At 52.0% G+C, this 20022-nt stretch carries 21 protein-coding genes and 1 riboswitch; of the genes, 8 read left to right on the top strand and 13 right to left on the bottom strand.

Features of this window, described 5'->3' with window-relative positions; translation table 11 throughout:
• Positions 1 to 231: 231 nt before the first annotated feature.
• From PAEVO_RS33990 to tenA, 9 genes are all read right to left on the bottom strand, one after another.
• Positions 232 to 402, bottom strand: coding sequence for a hypothetical protein (locus PAEVO_RS33990; RefSeq protein ID WP_165789753.1), 171 nt, complete (start codon positions 400 to 402; stop codon positions 232 to 234).
• A gap of 24 nt (positions 403 to 426) precedes the next feature.
• Positions 427 to 1056 carry a TetR/AcrR family transcriptional regulator gene (locus PAEVO_RS26500; RefSeq protein WP_100540490.1) on the bottom strand — a complete coding sequence of 210 codons (630 nt, stop codon included), beginning with the start codon at positions 1054 to 1056 and terminating at the stop codon, positions 427 to 429.
• 146 nt (positions 1057 to 1202) lie between these two features.
• A complete protein-coding gene (locus PAEVO_RS26495; protein WP_100540841.1) occupies positions 1203 to 2369 on the bottom strand; it encodes a dicarboxylate/amino acid:cation symporter in 1167 nt (388 codons plus the stop codon).
• 312 nt (positions 2370 to 2681) lie between these two features.
• On the bottom strand, positions 2682 to 4700 hold the full coding sequence (locus PAEVO_RS26490) for a fructose-specific PTS transporter subunit EIIC (RefSeq protein ID WP_100540489.1): 2019 nt from the start codon (positions 4698 to 4700) through the stop codon (positions 2682 to 2684).
• Positions 4701 to 4944: 244 nt separating this feature from the next.
• Positions 4945 to 6897 carry a BglG family transcription antiterminator gene (locus PAEVO_RS26485; RefSeq protein WP_100540488.1) on the bottom strand — a complete coding sequence of 651 codons (1953 nt, stop codon included), beginning with the start codon at positions 6895 to 6897 and terminating at the stop codon, positions 4945 to 4947.
• Between the two features lie 242 nt (positions 6898 to 7139).
• Positions 7140 to 7820 (bottom strand): thiamine phosphate synthase, encoded by a 681-nt coding sequence (gene thiE / locus PAEVO_RS26480; RefSeq protein WP_100540487.1) that lies wholly within the window; start codon positions 7818 to 7820, stop codon positions 7140 to 7142.
• Positions 7817 to 8833, bottom strand: a complete 1017-nt coding sequence (gene thiD, locus PAEVO_RS26475) for a bifunctional hydroxymethylpyrimidine kinase/phosphomethylpyrimidine kinase (RefSeq protein WP_100540486.1) — start codon at positions 8831 to 8833, stop codon at positions 7817 to 7819. Before thiD ends, thiE begins: the two co-directional genes overlap by 4 nt.
• Positions 8830 to 9672 (bottom strand): hydroxyethylthiazole kinase, encoded by an 843-nt coding sequence (gene thiM, locus PAEVO_RS26470; protein WP_100540485.1) that lies wholly within the window; start codon positions 9670 to 9672, stop codon positions 8830 to 8832. Before thiM ends, thiD begins: the two co-directional genes overlap by 4 nt.
• Before the next feature lie 55 nt (positions 9673 to 9727).
• Entirely contained in the window at positions 9728 to 10414 is a 687-nt protein-coding gene (gene tenA, locus PAEVO_RS26465; protein ID WP_100540484.1) for a thiaminase II, read from the bottom strand.
• 141 nt (positions 10415 to 10555) lie between these two features.
• A riboswitch (TPP riboswitch) is annotated at positions 10556 to 10659 on the bottom strand.
• Positions 10660 to 10923: 264 nt separating this feature from the next.
• Between tenA and PAEVO_RS26460 the strand changes: the two genes are divergently transcribed.
• The 4 genes from PAEVO_RS26460 (at position 10924) to PAEVO_RS33575 (ending at position 13085) form a co-directional block, all read left to right on the top strand.
• On the top strand, positions 10924 to 11424 hold the full coding sequence (locus tag PAEVO_RS26460; protein ID WP_165789763.1) for a VOC family protein: 501 nt from the start codon (positions 10924 to 10926) through the stop codon (positions 11422 to 11424).
• A 315-nt stretch (positions 11425 to 11739) separates the two neighbouring features.
• The gene (locus PAEVO_RS34135; RefSeq protein ID WP_207797537.1) at positions 11740 to 11958 is read left to right on the top strand and encodes a hypothetical protein; all 219 of its coding nucleotides are present in this window, start codon (positions 11740 to 11742) and stop codon (positions 11956 to 11958) included.
• A 457-nt stretch (positions 11959 to 12415) separates the two neighbouring features.
• Positions 12416 to 12670, top strand: a complete 255-nt coding sequence (locus tag PAEVO_RS26450; RefSeq protein ID WP_133120360.1) for a hypothetical protein — start codon at positions 12416 to 12418, stop codon at positions 12668 to 12670.
• A gap of 196 nt (positions 12671 to 12866) precedes the next feature.
• On the top strand, positions 12867 to 13085 hold the full coding sequence (locus tag PAEVO_RS33575) for a hypothetical protein (RefSeq protein WP_133120359.1): 219 nt from the start codon (positions 12867 to 12869) through the stop codon (positions 13083 to 13085).
• 54 nt (positions 13086 to 13139) lie between these two features.
• Here PAEVO_RS33575 and PAEVO_RS26445 read toward each other — a convergent pair whose 3' ends face one another.
• Positions 13140 to 14162, bottom strand: a complete 1023-nt coding sequence (locus PAEVO_RS26445) for an ABC transporter substrate-binding protein (RefSeq protein WP_100540481.1) — start codon at positions 14160 to 14162, stop codon at positions 13140 to 13142.
• A 197-nt stretch (positions 14163 to 14359) separates the two neighbouring features.
• On the opposite strand from PAEVO_RS26445, the gene PAEVO_RS26440 reads away from it, so the two are divergent.
• Genes PAEVO_RS26440 through PAEVO_RS26430 form a run of 3 tightly spaced genes read left to right on the top strand, consistent with a single transcriptional unit; the run spans position 14360 to position 17282 of the window.
• Positions 14360 to 15343: a FecCD family ABC transporter permease gene (locus tag PAEVO_RS26440; protein ID WP_100540480.1), complete on the top strand. Its 984-nt coding sequence runs from the start codon at positions 14360 to 14362 to the stop codon at positions 15341 to 15343.
• Entirely contained in the window at positions 15340 to 16386 is a 1047-nt protein-coding gene (locus tag PAEVO_RS26435; protein ID WP_100540479.1) for a FecCD family ABC transporter permease, read from the top strand. Before PAEVO_RS26440 ends, PAEVO_RS26435 begins: the two co-directional genes overlap by 4 nt.
• Before the next feature lie 20 nt (positions 16387 to 16406).
• A complete protein-coding gene (locus PAEVO_RS26430; RefSeq protein ID WP_100540478.1) occupies positions 16407 to 17282 on the top strand; it encodes an ABC transporter ATP-binding protein in 876 nt (291 codons plus the stop codon).
• Positions 17283 to 17614: 332 nt separating this feature from the next.
• On the opposite strand, the gene PAEVO_RS26425 is transcribed toward PAEVO_RS26430, so the two are convergent.
• Positions 17615 to 17797, bottom strand: coding sequence for a hypothetical protein (locus PAEVO_RS26425; RefSeq protein WP_100540477.1), 183 nt, complete (start codon positions 17795 to 17797; stop codon positions 17615 to 17617).
• Between the two features lie 177 nt (positions 17798 to 17974).
• Between PAEVO_RS26425 and PAEVO_RS26420 the strand changes: the two genes are divergently transcribed.
• Complete coding sequence (locus PAEVO_RS26420; RefSeq protein ID WP_100540476.1) at positions 17975 to 18463, top strand: hypothetical protein; 489 nt, start codon at positions 17975 to 17977, stop codon at positions 18461 to 18463.
• Positions 18464 to 18560: 97 nt separating this feature from the next.
• Here the strand turns inward: PAEVO_RS26420 and PAEVO_RS26415 are convergent, their stop codons facing one another.
• Both PAEVO_RS26415 and PAEVO_RS26410 read right to left on the bottom strand, forming a co-directional pair.
• Entirely contained in the window at positions 18561 to 19139 is a 579-nt protein-coding gene (locus PAEVO_RS26415) for a YecA family protein (protein ID WP_100540475.1), read from the bottom strand.
• A gap of 333 nt (positions 19140 to 19472) precedes the next feature.
• A complete protein-coding gene (locus tag PAEVO_RS26410) occupies positions 19473 to 20021 on the bottom strand; it encodes an SGNH/GDSL hydrolase family protein (RefSeq protein WP_100540474.1) in 549 nt (182 codons plus the stop codon).
• Position 20022: the final 1 nt, after the last annotated feature.

The following is a 20022-nucleotide window of genomic DNA, read 5'->3' as shown; positions in this document are numbered from 1 at the left end:
TCATTTCAAATAACTGGAAAAGGTTCCAAGGTCCTCTTTATGTGGAGTAACAACTCCGTCGAAAATTCCCTAACCCTGCATAGATCTGCAAAAGCATGCAAAAAAGAGTGCCGCTTCAGCCGACACTCGGTAGTCTTGCGCACTGTACGTTAACCTGTAGGTGTTCCCTAACTCTCCCATCAAAATCGTTCACGAGCCTATTCTATTATATTCTTCTGATTTTCCTCCTTCTTATTTCCGAAGCAGATTAAAAATCGCCTCCAGCCGTATGCTGTGATTGCATGACTCGCAGGAATAGTTCCCTTTCCGGTTTTCCTTGAAATTTTTATATCCTATGCTTCCTTCGTACAGCCGAAATGTCTTCTTGCAGCAAAAGCATTCCACCTCATAATAAATCAACATGCTCTCTCCTCCTTGGGAGCGTTCTTATTTGCGCGTGGCGTGATCAAAGATCGTAATCAGCTCCTGTACATAAGCCTTTACGTGAAGATCGGGGTTTCTCATCAATTCCAGGCTGAATCCATCGATGGCATGCCGGATAGCGAGAGCCATGACTCGGGAAGATAAGGGGGTGAATTCACGAAAGGTTCCTTCCTTCACCCCTGCATGCAGAATCGCCTCAATCGGTTGAAACACACCTTCATCCGTATCCGCCGAAAACCGAGGCTTCCCCTCCTTCGTCCTCATGCCCGTCACGATCTCCACAACGGCAAAAACCATCTTCCGATGATCCGCGATAAACTCCACATTCGCTTCAATATACTTCTTGAGCCTGTTTTTCGGAGATGCTTCGTCACGCAGGATGGGCTGCACAAAGGACTCATAGGCGATATAATACTCCGTCACCACCTGCTCCAGGAGCTCATCCTTCCCGGCAAAATGATAGGAAATCACCCCTTTGCTAACGTTGGCACGCTTGGCGATTTGACCTATCGAAGCTTGGGCATAACCGACCTCGGCAATGGTTTCGATCGCACATGCCACGATCTGCGCACGGCGGGCCTTCTCAATAAACGACATTTCCTTCTGGTCATTCGTTTTATTTTTAGTATTCATGGTTACATTTTAGTACGATTGTACAGAAAAAATCAATAAGAAGCCTGCCCATCTTTTCGGAAATGGGCAGGCTTCTGCCTGAACTCATATAGATTGCTGGATCCTGACCGTCCGCGATGCAAAGTAGTAAGCCGCGCTTACATGATTTACGCAGGCTCAGATTTGCTCACGCGATCCGTGATCACGGCGATAGCTCCATCTCCGGTTACATTACAAGCCGTACCGAAGCTGTCTTGCGCAATATAGAGGGCGATCATAAGCGACGTCAGTGTCGTATCGAAGCCCAGCATGGACTCCAGCAATCCGAGTGCTGCCATAACGGCGCCTCCGGGAACTCCGGGAGCAGCAACCATCGTAATGCCCAGCATCAGAATGAATGGGAACATCATGCCGATGGAAGTCGGCATCCCTGTCAGCAGCATGACGGCCATCGAGCAGCTTACCAGCGTAATCGTGCTGCCGGATAGATGTATGGTTGCGCACAGAGGGATGACAAAATCAGCGACCTTCCCACTGACTCCGTTCAGCTTGGTTTGGCGCAGCGTAACCGGAATGGCAGCGGCAGAAGACTGCGTGCCTATCGCCGTAAAATAAGCTGGCAGCATGTTCTTCAGCATGGCAAACGGATTCTTGTGTGCGACTTGACCCGCAACCAGGTATTGTATAATCAGGAACAGCACATGCAGGACAATGATCATAATGAATACTTTGGCGAATACCGACAGGATCATGGTCACTTGCCCGCCATAGGTTAAGTTGGCAAACACGCAGAGGATATGATACGGCAGCAGCGGAATGATGATCGAGGCGATCAGTTTCTCAACAATCTCCCGGAAATCCACCATGACCTTCTGCAAGGCTTGTCCCTGGATTACAGCCGCTCCCAGCCCCAGCGTAAAGGCAAGCAGCAGAGCAGTCATCACCCCGAATACAGGCGGCATGTCAACTTTAAAAAAGGGTTCCAGCAGCGCCTCTTCCGGATTGGTGTAGGAATTAACCAGACCACCAACCTCCAACATATATGGATACAATAGTGTCGCTGCCAAGAACGCCAACAGCCCCGCGATAATGGTGGAGAGATAAGCAAGGCCCGTGGTCACGCCTAGCAGGCGACCGGCTCCTCTCCCCAGCTCCCCGATGCCGGGAGCAATGAAGCCAATGATAATTAAAGGTATGGCAAAACCAAGGAAGTTTCCAAACAACCCGCTAAAGGTAGCTAATCCGGCAACCAGCCATCCCGGCGAGAACGATCCGATCGCAATTCCTAGCGCAATGGCAATAAGGATTTTCGGCAGTAAGCCGAGTTTTTTCATGTTCATGCTGCTATCACCCACAGATGTTATTTTCGTTTAGTGTCCACTCCAAACGGACGAAATTCCATTGGACACGGAATGAACAAACTTTATCATATTTTGGATATCATTGTCATTATGCAAAATATGACAACGAAACTTCACCAGTAATAGATCAGATGAGAGGCATGGGCATCAAATAAATCATGGAAAAGCGATATGCCTACTCCGGTTCAAGCACGCGCAAAATTGAAGCCAGCCCCGCTCATTTCTGTGCGGGGCTGGCTTCATTGGAGTGGCTTCATATACAACCCTGTCACTCAGCGTCTAGAATTAATGCACCTGATCCAGCAATTGATAGGCTTCTTCCTTCGTTGTCACCGCCAAGAGCGCTTCTCTGAAATCATCATCCATCAGCTTGCGGGACAACATTTGCAGCACTTTCAAATGTGCATTCTGTTTACTATTACGCGGCACGGCAATCATGAAGATCAGTTTGGCATCGCTCCCGTCCAGACTCTTCCAGTCGACACCATCCTGCTGGATACCAAAGACCACGCTTGGTTTCAGGACAGCATCCGATTTACCGTGAGGAATCGCAATATTCATGCCGATGCCTGTGGAGCTTTCTTGTTCCCTAGCTAATATGGCCTGTTTAAAATCTCCGTCAGCTCTTACCGCACCATTCCGCTCCAATACACTGATCATTTCGTCGATAACAGCATCCTGTGTCGTTCCGACCAGATTCAGATTAATGAGATCCGGTGTTACAATATCCGTCAATTTCTCAACTCGGATAGCAGGTGTTTCCGTTGCTGTACCGTTATTGATCACGGTTGAAGCCACTTCGGTTAAGTCCGCAGCTATGGGTGCAGCTGCGTTAACTGCCAACTCTTCACCTGCTCCGGCAGGATTTTCTATCGCTTCGGCTCCTTCTCCAACAACTGCCGGAGTCTCAGCTGCAACCTCTTTCTTGAGCAGGCTCACCATGATAACCGATACGGCTGCGCCGACCATGACAGCGAGGAAGAACATCAACACATGATCCACGGCACCGAGAACGGCTACAATCGGACCGCCATGGGCTACGCTGTCACCGACACTGCCCAACATGGCAATCACTGAACCCGTCATGGAACCGACCATGATACTCGGAATGACGCGTAGAGGATCTTGTGCCGCGAATGGAATCGCTCCTTCGGTAATACCGAACAATCCCATCGTAAATGTTGCTTTTCCAGCTTCACGTTCCGCAGGTGTAAACTTCCTTTTGTTCATCATGGCCGCCAGTCCCATGGCAATCGGAGGAACACAGATGGCAACGGCAATTTGGCCCATAATCACATAATTCCCTTCACCAATCATGGCCGAGCCGAACAGGAACGCAACCTTATTCACGGGACCACCCATGTCAAAAGATATCATCGCGCCCAGAATAAGCGCCAATAGAATCGAACTTGTGCCCTGCATTCCCGCGAGCCAGACGGTTAACGCTTCAAACAGATTCGCAACCGGAGCACCAATCACAAAGACGAAGATTAACCCTACAACTAGTGACGCCAGTACCGGGATAACGATAATGGGCATAATCGGCTGCAACGACCGAGGAACCTTGATCCTTTTAATAGCAAGTGCAACATAACCTGCCAGGAAACCGGCAATAATCCCCCCGATGAATCCAGCTCCCGCTTCACTTCCATAAAAGCTGCCGTTCGCAGCAATGAACCCACCGACCATACCTGGTGCAAGACCCGGCCTGTCCGCAATACTCATTGCGATAAATCCGGCAAGGATCGGAACCATGAAGGTAAACGCAGCCGCACCGATACTCTCAATCGTTTTCCAGATCGAACCTTCCGGTATAACCAGCCCACCCGGCGTTTTCACGCCGCCCATCGTCAGTGCGATTGCGATGAGCAGTCCACCGATCACGATAAACGGCACCATATAGGATACACCGTTCATCAAGTGACGGTAGATCGGATTTTGTTTAGGTTTGTTCTCTCCTGTCATATCTTCAGCCGACTTGGACTGTGCCTGATAGACGGGCACATCCCCTTTTATCATCCGTTGGATCAGCTCTTCCGGACGACGGATGCCATCCTGCACACCAACCACAAGCAGTTTTTTACCAACAAACCGGTCCTTTACCACCGTCTTATCCGCTGCGATAATAATGCCATCGGCTTCACGGATATCCTGCTCCGTGAATTGATTCTCCACGCCAATGGAGCCTTGGGTCTCGATCTTCAACTCAACGCCCAGCTTCGCGCCTGCCTTCTGCAGATTCTCAGCAGCCATATACGTATGTGCAATTCCGTTAGGACATGAAGTAATCGCTAATATTTTCATGATTGTCATTCTCCTTTGCTGTCATGTTCCCGCTTACATTTATAGTGTACACGCTGAAAACGCTGTTATCGGATGAACTTTTTACCGGAACTTCCGGAAAAATAGGTTTATTTCGCAATAAAATATCCCCACAAAGTGGGCCTATGCTACGATGCTTATTCCAAATACTTTGCGGGAACCCCAAAAAAATGATGAAGCAGGACGTATACGTCCTGCTTCATCATCACGGTTTCTACTACTAATTTTACCCTTTTAACGTATTCAGCAATCGCATCACGTCCGTCTCCTTAGACAACGCACGGACCAATGCCGGCTGCTCACTGATCCGTGACAATTCCCTGAACAGCTGCCTCATCTCTTCCCGCTCATCGTGCTTAACCGCGAGCAAGAACACAAGCTCTACCTTCTCGGCTCCCCAGGTAATCGGCTGCTTCAATGTAACAACAACGATACAGGACTGTTTAATCCACTCCGAGCTGCCATGAGGGATGGCAATGCCACCCCCAATCGTCGTAGCAGACATATTCTCACGAACCAGCACACTTTCCGTGTACCCAGCCTCGACATACCCCTTGTCCTCCAGCATTTGCGCAAACTTGGCGATTAACTGTTCTGGACGCTCTACCTCCTGCTGAGGAAAGACGAGAAAAGGTGTCGTATATTTCAAAAAGACCGATTCCTCAGCCGCCCTGCTGTCCGGCTCATCGAGCCCCCGGATCGCTTGCTCCAGCTTCCGCTCGTCACTGGCCTCGAGCAGAGGGGAAACGAGGATATAAGGTGATTTTAGCTCGGGCAGATCAACAGTTGTAATGACAAGATCCACCTCATGAGCTGCCAGATAATCATCAACTTCCGCTTTGGACATCGTTGTCTCTACATGCACGGACGGGAATCTCCGTTCCACCTTCGCGAGAAGCAATTGGGACATCCCGACGCCCATGTGACACACAATAATGACCTTTTGAGGATGGCTTTCATTCTGGTGAAGCCGTTCCACAGACGCCTGAAAGTGCAGCGTCAAATATGCAGCCTCTTCTTCGGGAAAGTGCAGATGGAGCGCTCCCCCTACCTCTTCCAATGCCATGATGACCCGATCGAACATATAGGGATACATCTTTTTGATCTCAGCCAGCATCGGATTGGACACAGCCAGACCATAATGAAGACGGTGCATGGTTGTGTACAAATGCACTTTCAACCCGTTCAATAATACCTGGTCCTTGGAGAAAGGGATCATATTCAGCTCCGACATCCGCCGAATCAATTGCTCAACCAATTGGGACAGCAGGGGGTGGCTATCTGCTAGATCGCTCCGCCGGGCGCCTCCATCCTCCTGCGTGTATCGGAACTTCCCGCCAAGCAGATGCAGGGTTAGATAAGCGGTTTCTTCCTTAGAAAAAGGGACAGCGAACAGTTTTTGCAGCTTCTTCAAAAAGTCTATCGCCCATGCAAATTCCGCTTTGTTCTCCAAAAAGGCTATGTCCTGCCCAGAGAGCGAAATCGGCTGTCCCAGCTTGGTCCGTTTGACCATGAGCAGAATATGCAGCATCAGGCTTTCAAAGGTTTCATCGGTGAAGCGAAGCTGATGCTGCTTTTGCAACGCCTTCAACTCATTGAATACGGTTGCAATCTCGTGCGGTTCATACTGGTTACGCATCATCTGTCCCGTCAACTCCGGACGGTTGATCAATTGGTTCAACCGCGCCAGCGCCATCCGTTTGTTCTTCTCCGAGCCCTCAATCATGAAGCCTACACGCTGCTTCGTCATTAAGCTCAGATCAAAGCTGCGCAGCCAGCCCTCAATCTTTTCCATATCCCGACGGATAATCGCCTTGTTCACGTAAAACGGTGAAGCCAGGTTCTGCAGGGTTACGGGCTTCGCGTTCATTAAGAGCCGATAGGCCAGGTGCAGCACCCTTTCCTCATCAGATTCATCCTCGGTGGTACTCTCGTTGGAATACAAGCGGTGGAATAAATCAGCCTGATCCGCTTCTCCGATCTCCAGATAGATACCAAGTCCCGGCCTTTTCACCAAATGGCCACTGGAGTGCTTAACTATATATTCTTCAATCACCTTCAGATCGTTTCGGATCGTCTTCTCCGAGCACTCGGTCTGATCCGCCAGATCCTGAACGAGCCACAGCCGGTTCGGTTCCATTAACAAATTGCGAAATATCTCTTTTTGCCTATTATTCATTCCGATCTCCTATTCAACTTATTTGGAGAGCTCACTCATCGTGGAGCAGGTACATTGTCCTACGTATATCATATCCGGGTCTTTATGGCAATCTGATCTAGGATGTTACACGAAAATGGATGAAAAGAATGGCATGTTGACGGAAAAGCTGAGCCTATACAGTAATTTAAAATCTGACGTAAACAAAACAAGAGTGCCGCAGAAGCTTCGGCACCCTTGTTCATAATCCGCATATAATCCTCTTACATCTCAAGTAATTCGTTGGTTGCACGGCGTATCTTTCCTATAAAAGCCTCCACAGCCTCCCGCGCCGACTCCGCTCCCGTCACGGCGGAGATCACCGCGACGCCATCTGCACCCGCTTCCATGACTTCCTCCACGCGCTCCACGGTAATCCCGCCAATCCCTACGATCGGCAGATGGATTCCAGCTTCGCGCAGTTCACGAAGAATCGCTGGGCCTTGTGCAGCCTTGGCATCATCCTTCGAGACGGTTGGATAAATCGGTCCGATGCCAAGATAATCGGCACCATGGAGAAGGGCGCGCCTCGCTTCCTCCACGGTATGGGCGGAGACACCCAGAATCCGGTTGCCGATCCGCTCCCGTACGGAAGCCGCGCATTCGTCGTCCTGGCCGATGTGCACACCGTCGGCGTTCAGCTTCAGCGCCAGCTCCACATCGTCATTGACGATGAAGGGTACGCTCGCTTGGCGGCACTGATTCTGGATCCGGCGAGCCAGCTGGACCATCGGCTCCCCAACAAGCGCGCCATGTCCCTTCTCGCGGAACTGGACCATGGTCGCGCCGCCAGCCAGTGCCTTCTGCACAATTCGGCTTGGCTCTTCGATACAGTTCACGCTGCCGAGTACGAGGTACATCCGTAGATGCTGCCTCATCATTTCGGGTGTCACTCTCCCCGTCATCGCAGCACCTCCTGACGGCGGCGACGATACGCCCAATGATTCGTGGGGCCGTGTCCTTGCCCCAGGTTTAAGCCGTCTTCAATGGCCGCTTGGATGAAAGAGCGTCCGCTCTGAATGGCATCGAATGCGCTCAAGCCTTTGGCCAAGCCTGCGGTGATGGCGGCAGAGAAAGTGCACCCGGTACCATGCGTATGAACGGTATGAATTCGTTTGCCGTATAATTCCGTGAAGGCCATACCATCGTATACAAGGTCCATGACGGGAGGACTGCCGGGATTTCCGAATCTGTCGCCATTCTTGATAATTGGGGAGCGTCCCTCACTTAACTCCCCGTTATGGCTGGCAGTTCTCGTTTGGCCAGACGTTAATTCGGACCTAGGCAACTCTTCCTGCTGCGTATCCGCCATTATATCTGGTTCCCTGTCTCTTTGGTGATCCGCATCTTCATGACCGACAAGCATCCCCTCATCATGGCCGCCCTTGATCACAACGATCTTGGGCCCCAGAGCATGAATACGCCTCGCTGCTTCCTTCCGATCTTCCATTGTGCGGATACGCATCCCCGCCAATACTTCGGCCTCCGGTATGTTGGGGGTGACAATCAAGGCCAGCGGCAGCAAATCTTCTCTTAAAGCCTGCACCGCTTCGCTTTGCAGCAGCTCCGCTCCGCCTTTGGCAATCATTACAGGATCGACAACGACCTTCTCCCAGCCAAAAGCCCGAATCCGGTCAGCAACCAGGCGAATGATCTCGGCGTTGAACAGCATGCCCGTCTTCAATGCATCTACTCCAAGGTCCGGGCCTACCGCTTCCATCTGCTCGGCGGCTGCTTCGGGGGGCAGTGGATATACGCCGTGAACCCCCAAGGTATTCTGCACCGTGATCGCCGTAATCGCCGACATGCCGTATACGCCGAGCTCTTGGAAGGTTTTCAGATCGGCCTGAATGCCGGCGCCTCCGCCGCTATCGGACCCGGCAATCGTCAGTGCCCGGGGCACGCGAGTCTTGCTCATCGTGTGCCACCTGCAGCGGTCGCTTCTGCTTCCCGGACAGCCGCATATCCTTCCAGCGAGTCTGGATGGAGCTTTGCCAGCTCATCCAGGAAAGCGATCTGGAAGCTCCCCGGTCCCTGGTCTGCCGTGCGCTCTGCGGCTTTTGCCGCCGCGGCCCCGTAGAAGGCCAGTCCCGCCGTACCCGCAAGCAGCAGGTTTGCCTCCACTGCGGCAAAGGCACCCAGCACCGAGGTCAGCAGGCACCCTGCGCCGGTGACCTTCGTGAGCAGCGGGTCACCGCCAGTAATGATACGCACTTCACTTCCATCGGTAATTACGTCCTCTTCACCGGTAATGGCCACGATCGTGCCTAATTCGCGTGCAGCCCGCACAGCCAGCTCGGCATGATTGCTGCCTGCGCTGATGCCAGCGTCTACGCCTTTGATCTCGCGGGCTTCCCCAACAAGGTGAGCGACTTCAGCCGCGTTTCCACGCACAAGCGAAACCTTCACCTCGCTCAGAATCCGCAAGGCCGACTCCGTCCGAAAACGGGTCGCGCCCGCACCGACCGGATCCAGCAGGACCGGGACGCCATGGGCATTGGCCGATTGCCCCGCTATTATCATCGCATCTACCAGCTCGCGGTTCAGCGTGCCGATGTTCAATACGAGTGCGCCCGCGATGGCGGCCATATCCGCCACTTCCTCGGGCGCGTAAGCCATGACCGGCGACGCGCCCAGCGCGTACAAGCCGTTAGCCGTAAAATTCGTAACCACCACGTTTGTCATATTGTGAACGAGGGGGCTCGTCTGCTGTACCTTCGTTAAAAGCGCCGAAACCTCTTTTTCCCATGCATGCATATGAATCAGCCTCTCTTATCTATAATGGAATTTATGTGCTTGATACAGTTTCTCCTTACAGCACCGCAGCCTGCAGCTGCACCGGCCATTCCTCCTGCTTATATGCCATATCCCAGAACATATACTCCAGTTGGTAGCTCAGCATGAAATGCTCCGTCATCCGTTCCCGCTCGGCTGCCGTCGCACGCTCTGCCCATTCATCGACACGGTTGCAGAACTTGGCTGTCGCGTCTTCCCCCCGGTTGCCGTAGAAATAAATCCAGTCATAGAACGGATGGGACGCATCCGGCTTCACTTCATCCAGCAGCCTGCGGCCAATCTCCAGGTACGTCCACGGGCAAGGAAGCAGTACCGCCATAATCTCGCCCAGACTGCCCTCATGCGCCACCGTCAGCATATGACGGATATAATGATGCGCGGACGGAGCAAGCGGATACCCCTGAAGCTCTTCATAGGTCACCCCGGCGGCTGTGCAAAAATTCTGATGCGGGTGCACCTCGCTGTGCAGGATGAACGAAATCTGTTCGTTAAAGGTCACGATCTCTTCCCTGCTGGTCGATTTGGATATGGCGATACCGTAAATCCGCATGTAGGCATTCAAATACTCAAAATCCTGTTTTACATAGTGAATCAACTGCTCCCGCTCCAGATTCCCCTGGGCAATGCCTTTTACGAAGGGATGATCGAAGATTGCTTGAAAAATACCTTCCGCCTGCTGACGGAGCTCTTGCGTGAAACTCATTTTTGTCCCCACCTCCAACATATTGAAGAGCAGGAAGTCCGTAAGTCACGAGTTTCCAGGCAACGCTAAAAAGCCGCCCCCGAAAACTGGAGCGGCTTCGTCAACAAGCCCGAGTGCGCCAAAAAACGCACCGAGACCTCATATACGAAGGCTCCACTTTCCTACGCTAGTACGAACTAGATCAGGTTCAAAGGGTCCAAGATACGCTCTTGTCTCAGCCGCTAACGGCTCCCCTAGTGGACTTCCTATTCTTTTGTCTAATACTGTACATAGGTTTGTGGGTCGTGTCAAACGTGAACCGTTCGCGGACAGAACTCCACGCTTGAAACCTTTACATGACCGGGTGATCATAATGTTCTACGGTGGCGGTGGTTATTTTGCTAAATTAAAAAGCCGTATGCCCAAAACTTGTTTTGGGAACACTGACGCTCGGTTGTCATATATGCCCCCGCATAATGAGTACATCAGAGCAGCTCAAATAAATGAAATTTAAGGGAGCGAGCGTATTTATGACGAACCCATCGAAAGCGGTTAAACCCATTCCGGATGGCTATACCTCCGTGACACCGTGGATCATCTCAAGAAACTCCGCAGCGCTGATCGAATTCCTGCAGCAGGCTTTTCAAGCCGAAGAGTTAGCCCGCGTCTATGTTGGCGATGGTATCATCGGCCATGCCGAGGTGCGAATCGGGGACGCCGTCGTGATGATGTTTGACGCGAAGCCGGAATGGCCGGATAGCCCGGCATACCTCCGTTTATATGTTGAGGATTGCGATGCCGTCTACCAGCAAGCGCTGGCCGCAGGAGCCGTCTCGGTCACGGAGCCAACAAGCTTGTTCTTCGGTGACCGGGTGGGACGGGTACGGGACCCGTTCGGCAACTTATGGTGGATTCAGACGCGAATGGAGGACCTCACTTCTGAGGAAATGGAACGACGAGCCCAAGACCCGGAATACATCCGGGCGATGGCCTATGTTGCCGGAGCGGACATTGTGGTGAAGATTTCGTAAAAAGGTGGAAGCGAAGCAAAGGCGTCATTACAGGGAGGGCACGGATGGATTCGTGGATGGATTCGGGTCCCGGGGATGCTTGGATGGCTGCCAACCAAAACGATGTAGAACCGCATGATTTTAAGTAGCTATGGTTTAGTGGTAGAAAACGGGGGAACTCAGAGTAGATAGCTGAGGCCACTGCTCGTCGTGGTGCTAGTGCTGGCCTTGGTGCTACTGCTGGCCTTGGTGCTACTGCTGGTCTTGGTGCTACTGCTGATCTTGGTGCTACTGCTGATCTTGGTGCTAGTGCTGATCTTGGTGCTACTGCTGATCTTGGTGCTACTACTCATCTTGGTGCTAGTCCTGATCTTGGTGCTAGTGCTGATCTTGGTGCTAGTGCTGATCTTGGTGCTACTACTGATCTTGGTGCTAGTGCTGATCTTGGTGCTACTACTGATCTTGGTGCTAGTGCTGATCTTGGTGCTAGTGCTCGAGGACAAGCGGACTGAGGATACGTTATTTAGCCAAATCGGGGTTATTTTCGAGAGCTAGCGGACACCAGATACGTTATTCATAGAATATGATGGCAAATAGGCACCTTATTGCGGTAATAAGGGATCCTGAGTCCGTTATATTTAACAATTGGGTGCGAATCAGGAAAATAAGGGAACTGGAGTCCGTTAACAGGTGGTCTTTTTGCTACTGCTCATCTTGGTGCTGCTGCTCGTTTGCTACTACTATCTTGGTGCTAGTGCTGGCCTTGTTGCTACTACTCATCTTGTTGCGACTGCTGGCCTTGTTTGCTACTGCTCGAGGGCGGCAAGCGGACTGAGGATACGTTATTTAGCCGAATGGGTGTTATTTTTGAGAGCTAGCGGACACCAGATACGTTATTCATAGAATATGATGGCAAATAGGCAGTTTATTGCGGTAATAAGGGATCCTGAGTCCGTTAGATTTAGAATTGGGTGCGAATTAAGAAAATAAGGGAACTGGAGTCCGTTAACAGGTGATCTTTTTGCTGCTGCTCATCTTGGTGCTGCTGCTCGTTTGCTACTACTATCTTGGTGCTAGTGCTGGCCTTGTTGCTACTAGTCATCTTGTTGCGACTGCTAATCTTGGTGCGACTACTCATCTTGGTTCTAGCGCTCGTTTGCTACTACTCATCTTGGTTCGACTGCTGGCCTTGTTGCTACTGCTCGAGGGCGGCAAGCGGACTGAGGATACGTTATTTAGCCGAATGGGTGTTATTTTCGAGAGCTAACGGACACCAGATACGTTATTTATAGAATATGATGGCAAATAGGCACCTTATTGCGGTAATAAGGGATCCTGAGTCCGTTAGATTTAACAATTGGGTGCGAATTAAGAAAATAAGGGAACTGGAGTCCGTTAACAGGTCAGGGGTAGCGGCAAGAAGCAGGGGGAGTTGGTTATGCTGTGCTGGCGTACAGTGTGGCATGCAGTTACATACCAGCGACACAGCGATGCTACCGTGCAGATATGCTGCCAACGCAGCCGTACCGGCGACGCAGCGATGCTACCGTGCAGCTATGCTGCCAACGCAGCCGTACCGGCTACACAGCGATGCTACCTTGCAGCTATGCTGGCGACGCGGCGGTACTGGCGACGCGGCGATGCACAAAAAAGGAGTCATCCCTCAAGATCTCAGATCTTGAGGGGTGACTCCTTTTTTAGCTTTTTCCTATGCAGCATTCGTTTTCATTCATTCATTACTGAATGCCGTAAAACTCCTGCAGCTGGTCAATCATCAGATTCGCTGCCAGGATGCCGCCTGCTGTATTCCAGATGGCATCATCCACTTTGTGGGCTTGGCCGTTCTTGACGACGTTCAGGTTTTTCCACAGCGGATCGTTGATCCATTCCTGCTCGGTTTGGTTGGCACCGCCATCCCCGGTTTCATAAGTGAAGTAGAACAGTCTGTCGGCATCTGCCTCAGGCAAACGTTCCTTCGTAATCTCGTCAACGAAATCGTCCTTGGCGTTCTTGGTCATGTCGTTGCGGGCGATACCGATTTTCTCGAAAATGACGCCCGAGAACGTATTGGTATGGTACACGCGCGTCTTGCCTGCCATGAAACGGACCACGGAGACGGTCTCATCCAGCTTGCTTCCGGCCTTTTCTTTGAAATCCTGAATCCGCTTGTCGTATGCAGCCAGGAGCTCTTCGCCTTCAGATGCCTTGTTCAGTGCCTTGGCATACAGCTCAAAATTGGTCTGCCACTCGCCGCGAAGATCCTCGGCAAAAACAGTCGGCGCGATCGCCTTCAATTGCTCATATACTTTCTCCTGACGCATTTTGTTGCCAATAATCAGATCCGGCTGCAGGCCGGCGATTAGCTCGATGTTCGGCTGGCTCTCTTCCCCTACAACGGTAACGCCTTCCATCTGGTCTTTAATATGCGGATACCATGGGTCGCCTGTCCAGGATCTAACGGCACCTACAGGCTTCACGCCCAATGCGAGAAGGGCCTCTGTTCCTTCGTTCGTGAGAACCACCACTTTTTGAGGCGTTCCCTTGATCGTTTCCGTACCCATCGCATGCGTAACTTCATACGATTCGCTTGCTGCGCTTTCATTGTTACCACCTGCAGCATTCGTTGTGTCGCCGCCGGTACTGTTTGCGTTTTCTTTCGCTGGGCTTGCTCCGCACCCGGCAAGGATCACGATCATGATGAGAGCCAGCAAGCTAAACTTGAGGCCTCTCGTTGATTTATTTGCCATTCCTTTTCCCATACCTATCTAAATCCCCCTTGTGTCATATCCCTCTACTTGAAAATCATTATCAATCACTGATTCAAAACTATAAAGGGTTTTATGAAAAATATCAAGATATTTATGAGAATGATTATCAAGATCATTGACAGATGGGGTCCCTTCACCTAAAATTCATATGAACTTAATTATTCATGGACTTAAGAAAGTGAGCATATATGCGCGTATTCGGACTATTCATATCGCTATTGGCGCTGGCTGCTGCCGTTATGTGCAGCATCGCATTCGGAGTAACAAACATACCTCTTCATCAGGTATCGGAATCGTTCACTCACTTCAACGGGAGCAACGAGCATCTGATCATTCTCACAGCAAGACTGCCCCGGGCGCTCATTGCGCTTGCCGTAGGAGCAAGCCTGGCTGTTGCGGGCGCGCTCATGCAGGTTATCACCCGCAATCCGATTGCATCCCCCAGCACGCTGGGCGTGAACTCCGGTGCGGCCTTCTTCATTATTATGTCGGCGGGTTGGCTGGGCATAAGCGGACTCCAATCCCTTACCTGGGTCGCGCTGATCGGGGCCGCGGTAAGCGGCGGTATCGTGTTTTTCCTGGGCAGCATCGGCAGGGACGGCATGACGCCGGTAAAAATCACCCTCGCGGGTGCCTCCATAGCCGCCTTCTTCCATTCCTTGACACAGGGATTAATGCTCTCCGACGGCAAAATGTTCGATCAGGTCCTGGTATGGCTGGTCGGCTCGGTAGCCGGACGCGATTTGAACCAACTTGCAGCCGTGTGGCCGTACATGACCGTTGGCATGCTGGCTGCACTCCTGCTGGGCCGTCATCTGAACGCCCTCTCCATGGGAGACGACATCGCCCAGAGCCTTGGGCAAAAAACAGCCCTCATTAAGCTGTTAGCGGCAGCGGCCGTTATTTTGCTGGCCGGAGGTTCCGTTGCCGCTGCGGGACCCATCGCATTTGTCGGAATCATCATCCCGCATATCGTTCGGTATTTAATAGGAAATGATTATCGCTGGATTCTGCCTTACAGCGCGGTGCTTGGCGCACTTCTGCTGGTGACGGCCGATCTCGGCTCCCGATACATTGCCATGCCGAAGGAAGTCCCGGTCGGCGTGATGACTGCAATCATCGGCGTGCCGTTCTTCGTGTACATAGCCAGGAAAGGAAGACGAGCACAATGAGTAAACACCGCATATTCCGCTCCAGGAACGCTAAAGTATCGTTTATGCTGGAGAGAAGAACACTATGGGTATGCCTGATCCTATTCGTGCTTTGCATCGCCGCCATGATTCTTAGCACAGGAACGGGAAGCCAGTTTGTTTCGCCGCTTCATGTCATTAAAGCATTGTTCGGCGATGCTCCGCCCATGGAGCAGGTCATCGTCATGCAGCTAAGGCTGCCCCGAATTATCATCGCCGTGCTGATCGGAGCCGCTCTCGCGGTGGCGGGGGCTATTCTGCAGGGCGTCATCCGCAACCCCCTGGCCTCCCCCGATGTCATTGGCATAACGGAGGGAGCATCGCTAGGAGCCGTTCTCTTCATCTTCATATTCACAGGCACCGTATCGATCCATTGGATGCCGCTATTCGCCATCCTTGGTGCTTTTTTCATTACCGGACTGCTGTATGTGCTTGCGTGGAAGAATGGCGTATCGCCGCTACGGCTCGTCTTGATCGGGATCGGGGTATCAGCCGCCATCAAATCGATCTCCTACATGCTGATCATATCCGGTCCGCTGCAGTTGGCCGACCGCTCCCTTACCTTCATGGCAGGCAGCATTTACGGCATGTCCTGGGATAAGGATGTATTGACCCTGCTGCCTTGGGTAGCTGTACTGCTACCGCTTACCTGGCTGCAGGCCCGGAATGTGAACATCCAAGCCTTGGGAGACGACGTTGCAAGCAGCACCGGCGCCCAGGTTCAGAAACAGCGGCTGATCCTGATCGGACTCAGCGTCGCCCTGGCCGGAGCAGCCATCTCGATCGGCGGCGCCATCGCCTTCATCGGTCTGATGGCACCGCATATGGCCCGCAGGCTGGTGGGTCCATCTTTCGGGAGCGTCCTGCCGGTCAGCGCACTGATCGGTGCGATTCTGCTCCTTGTCGCGGACTTGGTAGCTCGGACGGCATTTCTGCCGCGCGACGTTCCGGCAGGTGTATTCACCGCCGCGATCGGCGCGCCGTTCTTCCTCTACTTGCTGTATCGTAACCGCAATCGATTCTAGAACCGAAAGGAGCTGGCGTCATGAATACGCTGGAAGCAAAGGGATTGGGTCTGTCCTATGGGGGAGACTTTATATTCGAAAATCTGGATTTAACCGTGCCTATAGGTAAAATCACCGTGTTTATCGGCAGCAACGGCTGCGGCAAGTCCACTTTGCTGCGCTCCATGGCCAGGCTGCTGAAACCGCAGCGCGGCTCGGTTGTATTGAACGGAGCCGACATCGCAAGCTTGTCCACCAAAGACGTGGCGCGTAAGCTCGCCATTTTGCCTCAAGGACCAACTGCTCCGGAAGGGCTGACGGTGATGCAGCTGGTGAAGCAAGGGCGCTATCCCTACCAGAGCTGGCTGCGTCAATGGTCACGCGAGGATGAGGAAGCAGTCACGGCGGCCCTGACATCCACGGGTTTGACCGAACTGGCTGACCGTACGGTTGACTCGCTATCCGGCGGCCAGCGCCAGCGGGCTTGGATCGCGATGACGCTGGCACAAGAGACGCCGCTCATTCTGCTCGATGAACCGACCACCTATCTGGATTTGACGCACCAGATCGAAGTACTGGATCTGCTGTATGAATTAAATGTTCAAGAACAACGGACCATCGTCATGGTGCTGCATGATATCAATCTGGCCTGCCGTTATGCCGATCATATCGTCGCCATTCGCGACGGGAGCATCAAGGCAGAGGGCAAACCGGGAGATATTATCGATTCCGAGCTGATGCAGACCGTGTTCCAGCTGCCGTGTGAGATCATTCCGGACCCACTGTACGGGACCCCGATGTGCGTCCCGCGCGGGAAGGGCATGCGTCGGCCTTCAGCCGTCAAGCTGGAATCGGCGGAACCCAAACCCAAACAACCAACAACGCCGACTCCAGCCCCAGAACTGGCACCGGTGTAGTATAAAGCGCAATTAAGCCGACTCCCTTTCGCATTCAAGCGGCAGGAGCCGGCCTTTTTGATTTAGGCGTTTCTTAACAGTATGGAGCTATGATCTAAAACAGGTTTCACAAAAACATGATACGAGGGGCAGCCGGGATGGCAGAGACAAACGAGTAAGCGTATCTGCTTTAACCCGTCCATCATTTTTGAAAACAAATGCCGACGCGAATAGAAAGACATAAAAATATGCAAAAAAAAACGCCCCCATGGTGGAAGGCGGTCCCTGTATTCAAACGTAACGATCACCATGCTTCTACTGCTGTTGCTCACGACTGCTCCGCTATCGATTCATCATGACCATTTACCTAGGCGCAGGTCTCTTTTTCTCTGACGATGCGGGAGTCCTTTGAACAGCTTGGATTTTTCACGTTTCCGTTGTTCCAACAGGTTCTTTACCCCTCGCATCAATATCCGGTACCTCATCTCATCCTCATGGCCGAACTTGCGCATTTCGTCAAAATACTCGTCTGTCATCCTATCACTCCAGCTGTATAAGTCTATAGAACTAGAGTATAGGACCGAACTATACAATTTCTAAACAAAACCGGTAACAGGCTAGGCCGATGGCGTTCTATGGGTGTAAAGCGAGAATTTCGGTTTCCCATTGATTGACAAGTATCATACAATGAACAGCAAAGGAGGATATCGCTCATGTGGAGTACATGGAAGCTGAACCGGCCGGTCTGGGCAGGCATCGCCTCAGGCATTCTCCTCGGGCTGTTCCTTAAAATGATCGAGCACATCACCTCGGTGAAGGTCTATACGCTGCTGCTGAACGTTGATTACGTACCTGTCCTGAAGGAACTGAAGCTCTCCGAACCTATCGAGCTTGCGCTGCATCTCGTCATCTCCGTCCTGCTGAGTATCGCTCTGGCCGTCTTTCTGGAGCAGAAGAATTGGCCTCGCGGGCGAAGTTTATCCTGGGTCTCCCTGGTCTGTATGGTCGTAGGACTTGTCCTGTATCCGACTACGGTCTTGTCCGTTCGCACACCGGAGCTGTCCGACTTCGCTGCCCTTCTATTCTGGCTGGCAGGTCATCTGCTATACGGCATTGCATTAGGCTGGCTGCTGACAAGTTCACGTGGAATCTCTGCCAAGATCGGGAAAGCAGTCATGCGAAAACGCCGATTTATGGATTAACGCAAAATGACCGCTCCACTTGAATAGGAGCGGTCACAGCTATGAAACCGAATGCGCACATGCCGCACTCTGTTATGGATCCTTCACTTTGGCGATGTTAGCGTCCCAGGGACAGGTCCTGGTCCACCTCGCTATCGGATTCCTCATCCTCGACGTTCGCGTCGTCACCGGATGCCGCTACGCCATCCATGAAATCTTGGATCTGACCGCTGTTGCGGGTCAACGTAGCAACGGAAACCTCATGCTTCTTCGCGATATCGGACTTCGTTGTTGAAATGTTAAGCGATGAAGTTACTATATATTCTAACGCACTTGCATATCCGCCCTGTTTGCGGTACTTCGGATTGGCTTCTCTGGAGAAACTGTTCCAGACCATCAGGAGGCTGAACACTTGAAACAGCTGCTGATCATCCTGCAGCTCATAATCCCGGCAGATCTGAGGAAACACAGACTCCGCAAGCTCACGATGCTCATCAGCGTTCCAGTCCATCCATCCCAGCTTGTCGTTAATCATCTGCCGCAATTGATCGACCTGTAGCTTAGGCTCTGCTGCTCTCGCACCAGGGAACTGGATGACTTTACCGTATACCGTGCGTTCATCTCTTTCAAGACAACATCTTTTGTACTTTTTCCCGCTTCCGCAGTGACATAGATCGTTTCTTCCTAGCTTTTTCATTTCCTAGCTCCTATTTGAATGATTTCTTCTATTATACATGGAAAATATGAAAATGCGCACCTCAAGCCTGTAGACCCTTAAGGCATGCCGGCCTTCCGCGTCATAACACTCTCTTACAGGGGGGGCTTCCGATAAGAAGGTGTCCAGGCAAGCTAGATAGCAAAAAAGCGCGGGTCCCTTCTATGAAAGCCGCGCCCCTTCATATTATTCTATAATATCGTCATAACGCAAGTAGGATGTAACAAATTTGTTAGAACCTATAATAGACTTATGCCATTTTTGGTAAAGATTCCATAGATTCGCGCCTTAAGGCTCATTGGCCTGGCCCAAACGTCACAGATAGCGACCGAGCATCCCCACCACCGAGTCGGCGCACATCCGGTATCCTTCCTCGTTCAAGTGAAGGTGGTCATCCGACAAATAACCGCTCAGATCCTCTTTGACCCTGGCGTTCAGATCATGAATCGTAATGCCCATTGGCACAAGCGCCTCCATCGCTGCCTGATTGTAGGCATCAATCTCTTCATTGCTTCTGCCCTCGGATTCCGGATGCACCGGCGTCGTCGTGGCAAATACGATATGCGCATCTGTCCGCTGCAGCTCGTGGGCAATCCGCTTCAAATTGTTTACATAATCGGTGATCGGCGTCAGCGTTTCGACCATCGGAGCCTCGTGGTGCACATCCCACAGTCCATTGTTCCAATGGACGATATCAGGCGTCCCCAGCTCTTTCATCCAGAGATTGACGCCCCACAGCGTATAAAACGAAAAGCGCCCGTTCTCCCCCGGTGCCACAACTTCTGCAAGGCCAGCCAGCCTTTCCCTAACGTAAGGCTCATATCCCTCCCGGATGGAATCGCCCAGCAACAAAATCCTCTTCATG

The organism is Paenibacillus sp. GM2FR (assembly GCF_002803325.1).
Lineage (GTDB): Bacteria > Bacillota > Bacilli > Paenibacillales > Paenibacillaceae > Paenibacillus_AQ > Paenibacillus_AQ lautus.
This window is presented reverse-complemented; position numbering and strand designations above follow the sequence as displayed.

Coding starts and splice junctions, on each gene's coding strand:
- PAEVO_RS33990 (WP_165789753.1), bottom strand. CDS start 402: ATGTTGATTTATTATGAGGTGGAATGCTTTTGCTGCAAGAAGACATTT.
- PAEVO_RS26500 (WP_100540490.1), bottom strand. CDS start 1,056: ATGAATACTAAAAATAAAACGAATGACCAGAAGGAAATGTCGTTTATT.
- PAEVO_RS26495 (WP_100540841.1), bottom strand. CDS start 2,369: ATGAAAAAACTCGGCTTACTGCCGAAAATCCTTATTGCCATTGCGCTA.
- PAEVO_RS26490 (WP_100540489.1), bottom strand. CDS start 4,700: ATGAAAATATTAGCGATTACTTCATGTCCTAACGGAATTGCACATACG.
- PAEVO_RS26485 (WP_100540488.1), bottom strand. CDS start 6,897: ATGAATAATAGGCAAAAAGAGATATTTCGCAATTTGTTAATGGAACCG.
- thiE (WP_100540487.1), bottom strand. CDS start 7,820: ATGACGGGGAGAGTGACACCCGAAATGATGAGGCAGCATCTACGGATG.
- thiD (WP_100540486.1), bottom strand. CDS start 8,833: ATGAGCAAGACTCGCGTGCCCCGGGCACTGACGATTGCCGGGTCCGAT.
- thiM (WP_100540485.1), bottom strand. CDS start 9,672: ATGCATGCATGGGAAAAAGAGGTTTCGGCGCTTTTAACGAAGGTACAG.
- tenA (WP_100540484.1), bottom strand. CDS start 10,414: ATGAGTTTCACGCAAGAGCTCCGTCAGCAGGCGGAAGGTATTTTTCAA.
- PAEVO_RS26460 (WP_165789763.1), top strand. CDS start 10,924: ATGACGAACCCATCGAAAGCGGTTAAACCCATTCCGGATGGCTATACC.
- PAEVO_RS33575 (WP_133120359.1), top strand. CDS start 12,867: ATGCAGTTACATACCAGCGACACAGCGATGCTACCGTGCAGATATGCT.
- PAEVO_RS26445 (WP_100540481.1), bottom strand. CDS start 14,162: ATGGGAAAAGGAATGGCAAATAAATCAACGAGAGGCCTCAAGTTTAGC.
- PAEVO_RS26440 (WP_100540480.1), top strand. CDS start 14,360: ATGCGCGTATTCGGACTATTCATATCGCTATTGGCGCTGGCTGCTGCC.
- PAEVO_RS26435 (WP_100540479.1), top strand. CDS start 15,340: ATGAGTAAACACCGCATATTCCGCTCCAGGAACGCTAAAGTATCGTTT.
- PAEVO_RS26430 (WP_100540478.1), top strand. CDS start 16,407: ATGAATACGCTGGAAGCAAAGGGATTGGGTCTGTCCTATGGGGGAGAC.
- PAEVO_RS26425 (WP_100540477.1), bottom strand. CDS start 17,797: ATGACAGACGAGTATTTTGACGAAATGCGCAAGTTCGGCCATGAGGAT.
- PAEVO_RS26420 (WP_100540476.1), top strand. CDS start 17,975: ATGTGGAGTACATGGAAGCTGAACCGGCCGGTCTGGGCAGGCATCGCC.
- PAEVO_RS26415 (WP_100540475.1), bottom strand. CDS start 19,139: ATGAAAAAGCTAGGAAGAAACGATCTATGTCACTGCGGAAGCGGGAAA.
- PAEVO_RS26410 (WP_100540474.1), bottom strand. CDS start 20,021: ATGAAGAGGATTTTGTTGCTGGGCGATTCCATCCGGGAGGGATATGAG.